The sequence below is a fragment of the Armatimonadota bacterium genome (assembly GCA_018268395.1).
In the GTDB taxonomy this organism is placed as follows: Bacteria; Armatimonadota; Fimbriimonadia; order Fimbriimonadales; family Fimbriimonadaceae; genus JAEURO01.
Genome location: JAFDWQ010000010.1, coordinates 150,335 through 163,664, shown reverse-complemented (window position 1 = coordinate 163,664; position 13,330 = coordinate 150,335). Strand labels below are relative to the sequence as shown.

Below are 13,330 nucleotides of genomic sequence, written 5' to 3'. Positions count from 1 at the left end.
GTTCGACCTCTAAGAAGACGGGCCAGGCCGTTCGGCTTGGCCGTCACCGTCTGTGGATTCCGGTTCCTGAGCGCGACGGGCCGACTCCTCGAGCGCTTCGTCGACGTCGAACAGGCTGTTCAAGGAGGCGTCTTGGAGCGCCTCGGCGTACGTCTTCCGGTGTTCCACACCCCTGTTTTACTCAGGGCCAGAACCAGACGATCGAAGGGTACGTCGGCGCACAAGGGCCGTGCTGCTCCTTACGACCCCTGCGTCTCGGCGCTGTCGGCGTCTTCCGCAAGGTCCGGCGGTCCGGCCTGCTCGTTCTCGCCCTCGAAGAGTCCGCCGGGCCCGACTTCGTCTTCCGTCGGCTCCTTCCAGACCGAGACGACGTCCTGATACGCCTTCAAAACGGCGTCCCATGAGGGCTGATCCTTGTCTTCTGGGGCCATCTCCTTCCTTCACCTGAATCCTAAGACGTCGACCAGAGCCTGGGCTCGGCCTTCGGCCGAGACATCAGTCCACGTTCTTAAGTGAGGCGACCAGCCCCGAGACGGACGTGATGAAGTCGGACTTTGATCGTCTCCTCGGCGGCACCCTCTCTCCCTACGGGTCACGACATCGGTCTGAAAGCCGGCGATCCAGCTCTGAAAGGGTCCACCGCCACTCTGGATGAGTATCCGACCACTCTTGATGTCTAACCAGTTGCTATGAATGCCTTCCCCACCGCTCTTAAGCGCTGCCAAACCGCTCTTCATGTCTTTCCGGCCGCTCTGAATGTCACATCGGCGGCTCTGAATGTCCTCCTGCTTGCTGTGAATGTCTTCCTGGCTGCTCTCAATACCGTTCCGACCGCTATGAAGTCCTCTCTGACAGCTCTGAGGGGCCGAAATACTGATCTTAGACAGATAGTTCCAGAATCTGGACATTTCTTTCGCGGACCGTGTATCTTTCCGTCCGGTTCGGAGAGAAACACATGCCGATCACCTCCATTGGAAGCTGGCTCCCCACGATCGACGAATTCTTGCAGCACTGGACGGACGTCAACGCGGCCCTTTCGCCGGGAGAACTGACGCTCCTAGGCACTTACAACCGCGCGAGCCTTGTAGCCGACCGGGCTCTGGTCGAATCGGCCGTGACGGACGTCCAGCAAAAGGACAACACGACGCAGATCGCTCGCGGGGACCGTGACGTCAAGCGAGCCGGTGTCAGGCCCCGGTTCCTGCAGTTCAGAGCCGCCGTCAACGGTCAACTTCCGGGCACGAAATACATTCCTGCCCTGCCCCGAACGCCACAATACGGCGACGCTCCCGGCAAATGGCGGGACGCGATGGACGACATGTCGAACCTGTGGACGACGATCAACACGAACAACCCGCCTGTGATCGGATTCACCCCTCCGCTCAAACTTGCCGGCGGATACGTGGTGCTCGTCTTCATCCAGGACGTGACCGCCATGAAGGCGGCCTTCACGACATTGGCGAACGCGGAGCAGGTGGCCCAACTCTCACGGGAGGCCCGGGACCAGGTCTTCGCTCCGGTCTTCCAACGGCTCAAGCAGTACCGCCAAGCCGTGGCCGGCGCCTTTCCCGCAAGCCACCAGCTCGTACAATCTCTGCCGAGGCTGACGCCGGCCAAGGGACACACGCCCGCCGCCGTGAACGTTTCTGCGATCTGGGACGAGGTGGTCGACAAAGCCAGGATCAACTACAACGCTTCGTCGGATCCGGATCTCCAAGAATACGAGCTGCGGGCTTGCTTCGGGGCGAAGTACAAGACCGACGAGGAGCAGGTCATCGGGAGCAACCCTCCGGGCGTGCTCGAGTTCGTCACCAACGACGGTCTCGTCGCTCCGGGTTCGAAGGTGTTCTATAAGGTCTACGTCATCGTGAACACGGGCAACGAGAAGGGCTCGAAGACGGTCAACGTGACGAGGCCTTGATGGGGAGAAACAAGGTTGTTTCCACGGGATGGGGCCTCGCGATCGGTGCCGCCGCGTATGGGATCGCCACCCAGCAGATCGTCTTGCCGATCGCGGGCATCGTTCTACTTGTCTGTGGCTACATTTGGGAAGCGAAGGAGCAACGGGACCGCCTGGCACGGGAAGAAGCCGCACGGAGGGATCCTTGGGACGTCAAGGATCCGTACAATCGCCTCGAAGACGCACGTGAATCATCCTCGAAAAGGTAACCTCGAGCTTGTTATGGCAGTCGGAATCCGGCCGGACGGACCTCGTCCGGGCCGGATTTTTCTTTCGGTGACGTTGACTTTCGCGCCTCCGGTCGCCTAAGGCTATGGACCGCTTGGGAAAGTAGGCGGACCAGCTCCCAGCCCGGGCGGGCCGTCTACCCCGCCCCGGGCGACTTCAGTGGACAGAGTGGATTGTGACTTGGTAGCATATCAAAAGAATTGAATTCCTCCTCGATCTTCTCAAGGCTGGCGGGCTGGTTAATCGCAACGGTTCTTGGACTTGTAGTGATTGTCCTGTGGCTCACGCAAGATCCCAGCGCGACCCGATATGACTGGATCACGACGATCGGGACTTTCGTAGGTTGCCTTGCACTGACGTTCAGTTTTATTCAACTGGGAACATTGACACGACGGGCGGAGCTCATTGAGACCACGGTGAGGAGGACAGAGACTGGACTGCGGCGGTTTATCTCAGCAGATGAAATCGTCCACTGTCGAAGACTGGCTCAGGAGGCCGTACTTTACATAAGGACGAAGCAGTTCGACGCTGGCTATGTAAGGTTACAGGATTTTTGCGATGCACTCACCCGTCTTCGACAGACTCCCACGCTATTCAGCCCTGAAGAACTTGACGTGCTTGACACCGTATTGAAAGCTGGGAGGCACCTGGCTACCCAACTTGAATTGCATCTTCAAAGCAAAACCAAAAACACATTCTCAGCAGAAAAGGTTTCACAGTTCATTGCCCCGTCCATTCCAATCTTAGAAAGTGTACGGGCCCGATTACCATACGATCAAAAACCGACCACATGAAAACGATTGCAGATTTGTTTGTACTCGCAGATTTAGCCACCAGAAGGAATAAACTTGACTGGCGTAGGAGTAGCCAGGCAAGCGACTTATATATCGCAGAAATTGGCGACGGCCGCATCGGCATTGAACATGTTTTCGATGGAATCGATGAGGGTTACCGCTTTGCTGTTCTAGACTCAAACGAGACTCCGATGGAAGAATCAATATTTTGGAGCGGGGACTACTACCGCGCCTATAAAGATCTACACGAGGCAGCGCGTAGAAATGCGCTAGGACTTCAGGAAGTGCTAGACCTCATGGCATCGGAACTCGAGGAGACACTCCAAGTTCGAGTCGAAAATCTTGTGAAGCCCGATGAGTTCGATCCATTTTCTGATTCCTAATTAAACGGTGTAGTTGTCGATCCTCACCCGGTAGCCGGGTTGGCCCGTCGAGGTCGTCTCAGGGCCGACGACGGTGCCGACCTTGTAGCTGTTCGTCAGGCCCGCGTTGGTCGTCTGGACCTCCCAGTCGCTCGCCGCATAGAGTTCCTTGCCGACATCGGCGACCACGGGGGTGAACCCGCTCGCGGCCTTGAAGACGAAGGAACCGGACTTGGTCACGTTCACGGACTTATCGCCGGAAGCGCCTCCCGTGTTGTCGACGGTCTCGTTAGCCGTGCCCACGAACTTCAAGCTCGCGGTCGAGTGGGACATGGGGACCAGGTAGCCGAGGGCGTTGACGCCGACGGCGGCGCCTTTGTAGACCTTCACGGCCGCGGTCTTGTAGCTGACGACGAGGCCGGGGCGTTCATAGGTTTCGAATGCTTTGGATAAGGACATAGGTGTGGTTCAGGTTCGGAACGGCGGGCTTACGCTCCGCGGTGCTTTGCGATTTCCTCGAGGCTCAAACCGCCAAAGTAGCGCTCGTAGAACGCGCGTTCGTCGTCCGGGATCCCGGTCGGTGGAGCACTTTCCGGCGCCGTCGGAGCGAAGAGGGTGTGGGCGCGGGCGGATTCCAGCAACCGCAAGACGACGGAGGACACTGGAGCAGGGCCGCCGTCGAACGTGACCGTCTGCGACCCCTCGAGCAGGGCGAGGGCCGCTTCCGCTTGGGCCGGGACCAGCTTCCCTTCCTTCAGGAGCCGCGCGACCTGGGTTTCGGCAGACTGGCGCGCAACGTCCGATTCGAGACGCCGGAAACGGGTCTGCCAGTCCGGTTCGAGGCTCAGGACCTCTCCATGGAACAGGCGGGCCGAAGGTACGCGAGGCCGTGACACGAGGCTGACTTCTTGGATCTTCGAGAGCGCGGCATCGAGACCGAGCGAGAGCGAGTGCGCCCCCGATGCCTCGATCAGGTCGTTCGCTTCCTTAGTCAGCGCGACCATCCCGAAGAGCTCGTGGCCTTGGGCTTCGACTCCGGTCAGGAAACCGAGTTGGAGGGGCGAGTCGGCGTGCTCGATCAGCACGGGCACCGGGGCGCCGAACGTGTCTTGGAGTTTGAGGAGGTCGTCCTCGTCGACGGTCAGACCTTTGTCAGGATAGTCGCCGGCTTCGAAGAGCTTGGCCCGGCGGTCGATCCAGGTGTACGCCGGATCGAGTGGGGGTGGACTGGTGTTCGCCTTCATGACGCTGTTTCCTCGTCGGCGGCCGACGCCCGCGTCAACCATGCGGTGGACAGAACCCAACGTCCGTCAAGGGTGTGTCCGACCGTTCCGTCACTATCGACTTGGTTCGGCTCGGTCGGTCCCTCGCTACGCTCGCCCGGGATTTCGACCTATCCGTCCCCTTTCCGTCCGTTCCTCGTTCCCTCTCCCCGCATTCATCCTTCGTTCAGCCGGGGCACATCCGACCGTCACGCAGGCCGACGACACTGATGCAGGGTGCCCGACAGGGCCCCGGAGCAACACATGAAACCCTTGATCCGATGGACCGGAGCGGCGCTCGCGGCCCTCGTCGGGACGAACGCAATGGCCGCAAGCCACAGCGACGCTCCGATGATGGTGCTCGACCCTGCCGCCAACATCACCGACGTCTACGCCTTCGTCAGGAACAACGCCCAAGGCGTCAAGGTCCTGAACCTTGCGATGAACGTCAACCCGCTCGAAGACCCGGGCAACGGCGTCATCTTCGACAAGTTCGCCGAAGACGTCATCTACCAGATCAATATCGCCAAGCCCGTCAAGCAAGGCAACGACTACGTCTTCGAGGGCACTCCCTCGATCACCTATACGTTCAAGTTCCGCACGACTTACAAGAACAAGAACACGATCCTCAGCTTTGGTCTCGGCACAGAGGCAGGCCCGATCCTCAGCACCGACGATCCCCGTCAGAACGCGACGCAGACGTACACCTGCATCCTGACGAGGGGCGGCCAGACGATCAATCTCGGAGACGGTCAGGTCCTCAAGTGCCCGCCCGTCAACGTCGGCCCGCGCACGACGCCGAAGTACTACGACAACGGCGGCAACCGCCTCCAAGGCGCGTCGACCTTCAACGACCTTCCCCAATACGTCCAAGAGACCGTCTTCACGTTGAACGACGGCACGAAGGTGTTCGCAGGTCAGCGGGAAGACGGGTTCTACGCCGATACTCCCGCGATTTTCGACTTCCTTGGCGTGCGCCAAACGGGGAAGGACGGTTTCTCGGGGACCAACGTCCACTCGATCGACCTGCAGATCCCCATCTCGCAGATCATCGGTGAAGGCGAATACCCCGTCATCGGCGTCTTCGGGAACACCTTCCGCCAGAGCTTCAAAATCGCCGAGAACTCCGAGCAGAACACGCGGTTCGGCGGATGGGTGCAAGTCTCGCGCATGGGTAACCCTCTGTTCAACGAGACCCTCGTCGCCCTCGCTGACAAAGACCGCTACAACCAGAACCCTCCGACGACCGATGTCGCCCGGTTCAAGAAGTACGCGGAGAACTGCGAACTGGCCTTTCTCCTCAATGCCGTCCTTGGCACGAACTTCCAGGTGAACAACCGCACCGACCTGGTCGGGTTCTTCATCCCGGACGTGCTCAAGGTCGATCTCTCGACCCCGTCCGTCCCGCTCCCGGGTGACGCGGGCTACAGCCGATTGAGCGTCTTCGGCGGCGACACCGTCACGAGCGGCTTCTCCGGGCAACCCGTCGCCTCGGGTTGGCCGAACGGACGGCGTTTCGGCGACGACGTCGTCGACATCGCCCTGACGGCCATCGCAAGCGGCCCGAGCTATCAGACGATCACACCCGTCGGCGACAACATGAACGCCAACGACACGGTCTACGACAGGGTCTTCCCCTATGGCGGCACGCCTTGGGGCGGCCCGGGGACGACGCTCCACGACTGACGTCCTCGACCGGGGGCGGACGACCGCCCCCGGTTCCAAGACCTGAGAAACCCCATGAAACACCGCGCCTTTACTCTGATCGAACTTCTCGTCGTCATCGCGATCATCGCGATCCTCGCTGCGATCCTCTTCCCTGTCTTTACCCAGGCGAAACAGGCCGCAGGCAAGACCATGTGCCTGTCGAACACGAAGCAACTGTCCGTGGCCGCCCGTCTCTACATGGACGATAACGAAGGCGCCCTTTTCCGCCACCACGAAGACTGGGTGCTCGACGACGGTACGCTGACGGTCGACCTTCCTGCGACCGCTGACCAGTGTCAAGGCGGCGGTTTCGGCAACAGCCAGGCCGAAAAGCCTTGGGCCGTGATTTTCCAACCCTACGCCAAGTCACGCGCCGTCGCCTACTGCCCACACGACCCCACCGCCAAGAGCCGAGAGCCGGCGACCTCGATCGAAGACTATAACGGCGGCATCGAGACGATCGGCACGGAGTGCGACATCGCTCCGAAGGGCGAACACTGCCAGGCCGAACGGAACAACCTGACGATGTGGAGCTACCTCCTCAACAGCGTGTTCACCCATAAGTCCTGCCGCTATGCCTTGGAAGGGGTCATTTCCGGCTTTGCGACCGATTCCGCCCTCGCCGGATTGGCCGATCCGAACCTCATCCTGTTCTCTGAAAGGAACTCCGAAGGCTTCGCCGATCCGGACAGCGGTTTCCACGCCATCGCCCAAGACGACTACGACGCCTGGGCCGGCGAAGCCGCTCTCGTCCAATGGGGCGCGGGCAGCCGGCCTCGCGAAGGCTGGATCAAGTTCGACCGTCACAACGGCGGGGCCAACTACATCTATGCCGACGGACATTCCAAATGGCTCCGGTGGGGCCGGGCCCGTCTCGACCAGTTCCCAGACCACAAGGTCCGCTATCCCCTCAACGACCCTCCCCGCTGATCGCCATGAAGACCTCCACCGTCATCCTTGCCCTTGTTTCGCTGACCATCGCCGGTTGCGCCCCCCAAGGTCCGACCGAAGCCCGCCGACTCGATCTCAAGCGCGTCCAAGCCCAAGGCGACAGCCGTGCCGACCGCATGATCGCCGCTGCCCAGAAGTTCGTCGCACGTCATCCGGACAAGGCGAAGGGATACAACGACCTTGGTCAGGCCCTGATGCAGCGCGCCCGTGAACACTCGGCGCTCGACGACTATGCAGGTGCATTGGCCGCGTTCGAAAACGCGGTCGCACTCGAACCGAAAGACCCCGTGTCGCTCCACAACCTCGCATGGTGCTGGACGATGTTCCACAGTTTCGACAAAGCTCGCGACCTTGCGGACAAGGCCCTCGCCCAGAACCCGATCGATCCCTTCGCCTACGGCGTGAAGTTCGACAGCGAAATGGAACTCGGCCGCTATAAGGAAGCCGGAGCCTCGGCGCAGAAAATGCTCGACCTCCGACCGGACCTGGCCAGCTACAGTCGTGCTGCGCAGTACCGGTGGTCATTGGGCGACGCCAAAGGCGCGGTCCTGCTCATGGAAAAGGCGGCGGATGCCGGCGCCCCCTTCGGCGAGAACACGCTCTGGTGCATGACCCAGGTGGGCGACCTAGCCTTCAAGACCGGCAACGTCGCGGCGGCGGGTCGCGCCTATCAGCGCGCTCTCGATCGCGATCCTCAGTACCGGCACGCGCTCTTCGGTATGGGACGGGTGCGCTTCTCGCAAAGGAAGGACGACGAAGGCATGGACTTCTTCGCCAAGGCTCTCGATCAGAAGTGCCCTGCACTCTACAGGATCGAATACGCCTCGCTCCTCGCCAAAGCCGGCCGCCGTGACGAAGCCGCCAAGCAGCATCAGATGGTCGACGACATCATCAAGGAGCACTTGTCCTACGGCATCCATGGCGACGAGGTCGTCCAGGCGGAGAACTGGCTCGCCCAAGGCATTAAGCTCAAGGAAGCCCTTGAGCTGATGACGTCGGAAGCGAAGGAGCACACCAACTGGCAGACCTATAGCGCCCTTGCCTGGGCCCAGCTCGCCAACGGCCGATCGTCTGACGCCGCCGCGACGATCAGGAAGGGCCTTGCGAGCGGAGTACAGGAACCCGTGCTGTGGGCCCGCGCCGGTCGGATCGCAGAAGCCGCGGGCCAGGTCGACGAAGGCCGCACCCGCCTCGCCGCCGCCGAGAACCTTAGTCCGTATCTCGCCTCGCTCGTCGAATCGCCGGCGACAAAAGTCGCCTCGCGCTGAATCTCGAGGGCTTCCCTTCGACCTCTCGACCGCTCCGGAACCCCCTCTCCTCTCCGGGGGAGAGGGGGATGGGGGTGAGGGGTCAGGCCGTCAGTCTCAGCCCCGTGCCGCCGCCGAGAACCTCAGCCCCTACCTCGCGTCGCTCGTCGAAGCGCCGACGACGAAGGTCGCCTCGCGCTAAGCCTTGAGGGATTCCCTTCGACCTCTCGACCGTTCTGGAACCCCTTCTCCTCTCCGGGGGAGAGGGGGATGAGGGTGAGGGTGCATTCTCACGAGGTCCTGGACGGAACCCTCATCCCCGGCCCATCTCCCTCCGCGCACGAACCCTCGCGCAAGGAGAAGGGGCTCCTGTGAACCTGGCCTACACCTTGTTCCATCAATATCCGGGCCCCTTATTGAGTTTCTTGGGCGACTTTCTTTCCTACAATGGCCACTTTCGCCCGGTCAATGTTCACTCTTGGGGCGTCTCGGGCGACTTTTTGTCTTCCTCGGGCCACTTTTTTCTTTGCCGTCGCGACTGAAGAGGTCTGAGTGGCCCCTGACGCGGCTTCCGTCGCTCAAGACCGGACGTCGGGCCGGGAAGAAGGGCGGACCGGTTCATGGTCTGTAGCCGGACGGGGGAATACTGGGAGCAACGAAGTCCGGGCTGGCAATCCTTGCCACGGCTCCCCGTGCGCGAACTGCAGAAGTCCTTCGGACAAGGACCGAAACACTCGCCAACCGGTTCCCAGTCAATATTCAGACGGAGCGTTATGTCCTTGCCACCGCCGACGAAAACGGTACTGGCCGTTGCCCAATCCGGACGCCAAAATGAGTCCACTGGGAAATCTCATTGTGAAACAACTCAGCAAATTGATGCTACGGATTTGCCTCTGGTGGGTCAGGGCCCCTGAGGACTTTCCCGTAAGCTTGGGTGAAGTGGTCCAGGCTGGCTCAATGTTCGCCGCAGTTTCGCCAGGGCCTCTTTGGCGTGCCGAACCATTTGCCAGGAAGTTCAGGAGCATCTTAACGCGTCGCTGGATACCTTTGGACGGTGCGCCGCAGGCGTCCGCAAAGACAATACTTGCCCAAGAAGTCTTCGGCGAGGAAGAAGACTTCGGGCCTGAGCTTATGGAGCTGATGTATGTGCGGTTCAGCCGCGACCGGGAAGGGGTCGTGCTTACAGACTCCGACTCAAGGAGATGCGACGCCCTGAAAGTTTTCACCATGACGACGTATCTGAGGTTGGGCCAGGTGACAGAGAGTTGGCCGCCGCTGAACCTTGGCATTGGCTCCCGATCCTTCATGCTCGCTAGCCTTGTCTTTCCGATGGAGATCAAGATTCCTGTCGTTTCCTTAAAATGGTTCATCGATGTTGACTTCAACAGGTCAGTACATAGTATTAGGGCATCCGGGCATCCGCAGGCAGACGCTCTCGTTGCCTTCCTGTACGAAATCCTGTTCTTACAACAGAAGACTTCAATCGCAATGCAGGAATACCTGCGGCTGGCCACTTACACCGCCGACAACAAAAGGGCCGCTGCGATGATCAATGCCGAGGTCGACGCGATAATGCAGGCCGACCTGATCTTCACCTATCTAAAGGCTACTGTCGAAAAGTCCATGGCCATCCTTGGGCTAGTTTTCGGTGTTAAGGATCTCGAAGACAGAAAAAATCATGCATCCAGGGTCAGAGCACTCGAAGCAGCCATCCCGGATACGGCGCGTGAAACCCATTACGGGGCATTCGTTCTTGAGATGATAAAGTCCGAGAACATTGACGACCTCAACAAATACCGTAGCGGAATCCTCCACAAGCGTGGAATTGCAGATCTGCAGCCTCACAATTACGTGGACATTAGGGCCGAGGACGCACCATTCCAGAAAATCTTCTCCGTGCTCGCCGAGCAGCAAGCCCAAAACACGGCCGTCTTGCTCGGGGTGCTTGCCCTACTGACCGATCGGTTGATGGAACTAGCTCCTCCCCTCGAAACCGAGATTCAGTGGCACTTGGAAAACGTCATGCCGGTCATGACGAAGTCGATCGAGAAGCGCAAGGCAGAGATCCAAAGAGAGCTTTCTCACACCGCAACAGATACCCCGACGACGGATGAAGGCGGGTGATCGTGCCGGCTATTACCCCATTTCGGTGTAGGTACCATCTTCGTGCACCTGCCTAATGAGAATTGGAGCCTCGTCAGGGCCGTCCAAGCCTGCGAGCTCTTCACTGAGGCGTCGGAGAACCTCGTCATCCATCGGGACGCCATCGCGCTTCATGGCCAACGCAGTGTCCAACATTGCACTTCGATTTAGGAAACATGCGCAGGCAATCAAATCGGCGGTTCTCTCGCTGTCTAAACCAAGAGCGTCGATCGTAACAACGAGGGCCCTGCACCAAAGCACAGGGTCATACATTGAACTGACCGCGGCCGCGGTCAGGCAGTCGGCTTGGTGGTTAGGCGGACGACCAGCTGTGTGCTCACTGAGCCATACCCAGGCGCGTGGCGATAGGGCGTCTTGGGCCATGCATTTACGGATGATCCCTACTCTTGCTTGCTCATCCCCCTTCAAGGCCGGCCAACGGTACTCGGCGTCTAAGTGCCGCCGCTGCGTACTTGGAAACCCCTCGGCAGCAATCATGTCCAACAGGAGTACTTTAAGACGCCATTCGGGAATTGGCCCGGCCCTTAGGAAGAATCCCTTCGCATCGTCATAGAAGCCCGCAAACAACAACGCGTCGGCGCATTTGCCGAAGTCGGCTGGTTCCTCCTGGATGACTTGGGCCTGCAAGTACGCCCTCGCCGCCGCAACGAACTCACCTAGGAGAAAGAGTATCCCGCCCAGTTCAGAGTGCCAATATGCGCGCTCCTTATAGCTTGGATCGAGCTGGGCGGCAAGAAGATAGCACTCCAAGGCCAGCTCCGGGTGCTCAGCCCGGATTCGGTTCCCTACGCTGTACTCTAGGGTTGAGGCGAATTTGCTGCCCAGGCTGTGTTCTATGCGGGCTCCGATGCTTCGCACAAGCGCGAGTGCGGGCTCCATTGCCTCGGGCCCGTCGAGACCGGCGATAAGAAACGCTGTGATAACCCAATACGAAGCCTCAACACAATGCAGCTCCACCAAACGTGTGAGTAGCTTCACGGCGTCGTCCGACCGCCCAACAGAGGCAAGCGAAATCGCAAGGTTGCTGCACATCAGACTAGGCGAGACAAAGGACGAATCCAGCACGTTACTGGCGATGAGCTCACCCCCTGGTAGGCGGTGCCAGAATCCAATGAGAAGCCCCGCCATGGTCAACACATCGGCCGCGATCGCTTCGCCACCGGTCGTTGGATCGAGGTGGCTCTGACGGATCGGTATGCGGAAGCTACGTCGAATCGTGACCCAGACGGTGATAGAGCCATCCCCAATAAATATCCTCACTAGTGCGTCGCTCGCGTCCCCGTCAACCAGAGTCGGTGTCAAGTTGCTTTGGGACGTTCGTCGACGGATGGAATTCAGGGCTCCGTACCGGGCTTGGGGATCCAGATCGGGAGCCGCGAGAGAAAGCTTAAACGCCCGTGGCATGCCTTCCTTGAGCACGCGCAGTAGCTCGAGATCAACCCGAATCTCTTCGAGGGTTCTCGCCGTCCACTCGTCGGCTGCAGCAAGCGATAGTCCGACCGTTTTGGCGCTGGCCCGAGCGTGTCGAAAACTCACTTTGCAGAACCACTTGACAAAGAGCCGACATGAGGATGCCAAGTAACGAACAATAAGGACGGGCATCTCAAGCGATCTGTAGTAGTGGCAATGCTCTAGCGAGACCCTCAGTTTGAGCGCCTTGTTTTGATTGACTTCGTCCGTTGCCTTCAGCTGAACCCAGAAGAGATGACCAGTGGTTTGACCCTTGTCAAACAGCTCGACGACTCCGTCAAGGCCATAGTCGTTGTCGACGCGGCTGAACGTCCACCCCGACGGTAGGACGGCAGAGAAAGCCTTGCGGCTCTCGTCTTCGAGCTCGTGCTCTCGCGTGCGAATTGGCATTTGGTCGCCAATAATGATTTTGGCTTATCGTCATGACCGGTCCTCCGGGGCCGTCTGGGGGCCGTGGCATGGTCCGGGCGCCTGGCCGAGGAGATGATTTGTGCACCCCGGTCCGGAACGGACACTGGTCTTCGACGGCAGGCTCGTTCTGGGACCACGTGTCTTCCAACTGACGCCGCGTTAAGTTTGTCGTACCGACCGGGGTGCACGAGACATCACCCCGGCCACACATCCGGACGCACACTGAAGGGACGACGCTCGGTACAGGCGCGTTGCCTCAGGCTGCATACTGTCAACCATGTGCGGGGGCGCGTCCGAGAAGGCTACGTCGACCCAGTCGCGGGAACACTTGGCCGACAGGATCGAGGCATGGTCGAGAGGGGAGATCGACAACTTAGAATTGGACGACACGGTCTGGGAGCACTTCGGGTCGGACGAAACATTCGAGGTCGCGAATGCTGTCTGGTGCTGTTACGATGACTTCAAGAGCCATCCTCCGACTCCTGGCACGAACGCACTTTTAAGAAGGTATGCCGCCTTCCTCAGGTCAGGACTGGACGAAGCGCCGAAGTGGAGGGTTCCGGTGTTCTTCAGACTTTTCCATCGGCAGATCCCGCAGCCGTTTTGGCCCTTCGCCGACCAGGCACAGTGGACGGCCCATCGCTCACTGTCGACGATCGAAGCACCTTCCATCGATGACGAGACCCTTTTGAGCTGGGTGCGGTTCTATCGTCGCGTCCGCCAGATCGTTGGAGACGTTCGGCCGAAAAACAAGGTCTAGCGACCCCCGGCCGCG

13 protein-coding genes are annotated in these 13,330 nt (G+C 59.9%); 8 read left to right on the top strand and 5 right to left on the bottom strand.

The window, feature by feature from the left end; genetic code table 11:
* Window positions 1-9 precede the first annotated feature (9 nt).
* On the bottom strand, window positions 10-168 hold the full coding sequence (locus JST30_16245; GenBank protein MBS1715879.1) for a hypothetical protein: 159 nt from the start codon (window positions 166-168) through the stop codon (window positions 10-12).
* Between the two features lie 71 nt (window positions 169-239).
* Window positions 240-431 carry a hypothetical protein gene (locus JST30_16240; protein MBS1715878.1) on the bottom strand — a complete coding sequence of 64 codons (192 nt, stop codon included), beginning with the start codon at window positions 429-431 and terminating at the stop codon, window positions 240-242.
* Between the two features lie 524 nt (window positions 432-955).
* On the opposite strand from JST30_16240, the gene JST30_16235 reads away from it, so the two are divergent.
* From JST30_16235 to JST30_16225, 3 genes are all read left to right on the top strand, one after another.
* The gene (locus tag JST30_16235) at window positions 956-1,921 is read left to right on the top strand and encodes a hypothetical protein (GenBank protein MBS1715877.1); all 966 of its coding nucleotides are present in this window, start codon (window positions 956-958) and stop codon (window positions 1,919-1,921) included.
* Window positions 1,921-2,169, top strand: coding sequence for a hypothetical protein (locus JST30_16230; protein MBS1715876.1), 249 nt, complete (start codon window positions 1,921-1,923; stop codon window positions 2,167-2,169). The genes JST30_16235 and JST30_16230 overlap by 1 nt, the downstream gene beginning before the upstream one ends.
* Window positions 2,170-2,978: 809 nt before the next feature.
* A complete protein-coding gene (locus JST30_16225) occupies window positions 2,979-3,365 on the top strand; it encodes a hypothetical protein (GenBank protein ID MBS1715875.1) in 387 nt (128 codons plus the stop codon).
* On the opposite strand, the gene JST30_16220 is transcribed toward JST30_16225, so the two are convergent.
* Window positions 3,366-3,803 (bottom strand): hypothetical protein, encoded by a 438-nt coding sequence (locus JST30_16220; protein ID MBS1715874.1) that lies wholly within the window; start codon window positions 3,801-3,803, stop codon window positions 3,366-3,368. It lies immediately after the preceding gene.
* A gap of 29 nt (window positions 3,804-3,832) precedes the next feature.
* The gene (locus tag JST30_16215; protein MBS1715873.1) at window positions 3,833-4,588 is read right to left on the bottom strand and encodes a hypothetical protein; all 756 of its coding nucleotides are present in this window, start codon (window positions 4,586-4,588) and stop codon (window positions 3,833-3,835) included.
* Window positions 4,589-4,870: 282 nt separating this feature from the next.
* On the opposite strand from JST30_16215, the gene JST30_16210 reads away from it, so the two are divergent.
* From JST30_16210 to JST30_16195, 4 genes are all read left to right on the top strand, one after another.
* Complete coding sequence (locus JST30_16210; GenBank protein ID MBS1715872.1) at window positions 4,871-6,292, top strand: DUF4331 domain-containing protein; 1,422 nt, start codon at window positions 4,871-4,873, stop codon at window positions 6,290-6,292.
* Between the two features lie 54 nt (window positions 6,293-6,346).
* Window positions 6,347-7,243, top strand: coding sequence for a prepilin-type N-terminal cleavage/methylation domain-containing protein (locus JST30_16205; protein ID MBS1715871.1), 897 nt, complete (start codon window positions 6,347-6,349; stop codon window positions 7,241-7,243).
* A 5-nt stretch (window positions 7,244-7,248) separates the two neighbouring features.
* Complete coding sequence (locus tag JST30_16200) at window positions 7,249-8,532, top strand: tetratricopeptide repeat protein (GenBank protein MBS1715870.1); 1,284 nt, start codon at window positions 7,249-7,251, stop codon at window positions 8,530-8,532.
* Between the two features lie 909 nt (window positions 8,533-9,441).
* Entirely contained in the window at window positions 9,442-10,635 is a 1,194-nt protein-coding gene (locus tag JST30_16195; protein MBS1715869.1) for a hypothetical protein, read from the top strand.
* A 12-nt stretch (window positions 10,636-10,647) separates the two neighbouring features.
* Here the strand turns inward: JST30_16195 and JST30_16190 are convergent, their stop codons facing one another.
* Window positions 10,648-12,534: a DUF4365 domain-containing protein gene (locus JST30_16190; protein ID MBS1715868.1), complete on the bottom strand. Its 1,887-nt coding sequence runs from the start codon at window positions 12,532-12,534 to the stop codon at window positions 10,648-10,650.
* A 298-nt stretch (window positions 12,535-12,832) separates the two neighbouring features.
* Here JST30_16190 and JST30_16185 point away from each other — a divergent pair, with 298 nt between their 5' ends.
* Window positions 12,833-13,315, top strand: a complete 483-nt coding sequence (locus JST30_16185) for a hypothetical protein (protein ID MBS1715867.1) — start codon at window positions 12,833-12,835, stop codon at window positions 13,313-13,315.
* The last annotated feature ends 15 nt before the right edge of the window (window positions 13,316-13,330 follow it).

What these genes read in the sequence shown, in the direction of transcription:
- JST30_16240 (MBS1715878.1), bottom strand. Translation starts at nt 431, where the DNA reads ATGGCCCCAGAAGACAAGGATCAGCCCTCATGGGACGCCGTTTTGAAG.
- JST30_16235 (MBS1715877.1), top strand. Translation starts at nt 956, where the DNA reads ATGCCGATCACCTCCATTGGAAGCTGGCTCCCCACGATCGACGAATTC.
- JST30_16230 (MBS1715876.1), top strand. Translation starts at nt 1,921, where the DNA reads ATGGGGAGAAACAAGGTTGTTTCCACGGGATGGGGCCTCGCGATCGGT.
- JST30_16225 (MBS1715875.1), top strand. Translation starts at nt 2,979, where the DNA reads ATGAAAACGATTGCAGATTTGTTTGTACTCGCAGATTTAGCCACCAGA.
- JST30_16220 (MBS1715874.1), bottom strand. Translation starts at nt 3,803, where the DNA reads ATGTCCTTATCCAAAGCATTCGAAACCTATGAACGCCCCGGCCTCGTC.
- JST30_16215 (MBS1715873.1), bottom strand. Translation starts at nt 4,588, where the DNA reads ATGAAGGCGAACACCAGTCCACCCCCACTCGATCCGGCGTACACCTGG.
- JST30_16210 (MBS1715872.1), top strand. Translation starts at nt 4,871, where the DNA reads ATGAAACCCTTGATCCGATGGACCGGAGCGGCGCTCGCGGCCCTCGTC.
- JST30_16205 (MBS1715871.1), top strand. Translation starts at nt 6,347, where the DNA reads ATGAAACACCGCGCCTTTACTCTGATCGAACTTCTCGTCGTCATCGCG.
- JST30_16200 (MBS1715870.1), top strand. Translation starts at nt 7,249, where the DNA reads ATGAAGACCTCCACCGTCATCCTTGCCCTTGTTTCGCTGACCATCGCC.
- JST30_16190 (MBS1715868.1), bottom strand. Translation starts at nt 12,534, where the DNA reads ATGCCAATTCGCACGCGAGAGCACGAGCTCGAAGACGAGAGCCGCAAG.
- JST30_16185 (MBS1715867.1), top strand. Translation starts at nt 12,833, where the DNA reads ATGTGCGGGGGCGCGTCCGAGAAGGCTACGTCGACCCAGTCGCGGGAA.